This window comes from Bacillus cereus group sp. BfR-BA-01316 (assembly GCF_022664195.1).
GTDB lineage: Bacteria > Bacillota > Bacilli > Bacillales > Bacillaceae_G > Bacillus_A.
In genome coordinates, this window is sequence record NZ_JAKUGX010000083.1 from 1 (window position 1) to 830 (window position 830).

Consider the following 830-nt stretch of genomic DNA (forward strand, 5'->3'; position numbering starts at 1 on the left):
GGGCGCGTCTGCAATAGTACCAAGAATCACAGTTTCCCCAATAAGTTGTTGTAAAACGTTCTGCATAGGTAAAACACAGCAATCACAAAGACAGCCTTCAGTTGCTCCTGTTGGACCTGTCGGACCTATTTCTCCCGTCGGGCCAGTTATTCCTGACCTGTTTCTCCCGTTGGACCGGTTGGGCCTGTCGGACCTGTTTCTCCCGTCGGGCCAGTTATTCCTGTCGCTCCTGTTACACCTGTTAATCCAGTGGGTCCAACAGGCAAAGTAAACGGTGGAATAGGTGGCAATGTAGGACCCAGTAAATTCGGATCAAACGCTGCTCCACTCAAAAACTCATTGTTTTCATTCATGTATACACCTCCTTACGGTGCTTGTACTTATCATAATTATTAAATGCTCAATACTAGATAAATGATCTTCACATAAGCGGAATATCTCTTTTTTATTTTTATTCGACAAAACATAACAAAATAGTTGTAACCACATTTGTTATGATAGTTTAGGAAATCTAACATTTTAAACGCTGGGGGATACATATTATGAACAATAAACTATTAAAAACACTTACTTGTTGCGCTTTATTTATGGAATTAGCAGCATGTTCATCTAATGAAACAGCAAGTACTTCTAAAGAATCTAAAGCTGAGCAAGAAGCACAAAAAACAGCTGAGAAAGCGAAGAAAGCTGAAGAAAAAGGGATAGTAAAAAAGGAGAATGCAGAACAAGAGGCAGCTGAAAAACAACGGAAACAGCAAGAAGAAGCTACAAAAAAGGAACAATCAACAACTACTTCTGGGAACACTATTAAAGGCTTAAAAGACGAACTA

Annotated in this window: 2 pseudogenes; one reads left to right on the forward strand and one right to left on the reverse strand. The window is 39.6% G+C overall.

The window, feature by feature from the left end:
• Positions 1 to 353: pseudogene (locus MR071_RS25580) on the reverse strand (exosporium leader peptide-containing protein); the annotation flags it as partial.
• 189 nt (positions 354 to 542) lie between these two features.
• Between MR071_RS25580 and MR071_RS25005 the strand changes: the two are divergent.
• Positions 543 to 830: pseudogene (locus tag MR071_RS25005) on the forward strand (hypothetical protein); the annotation flags it as partial.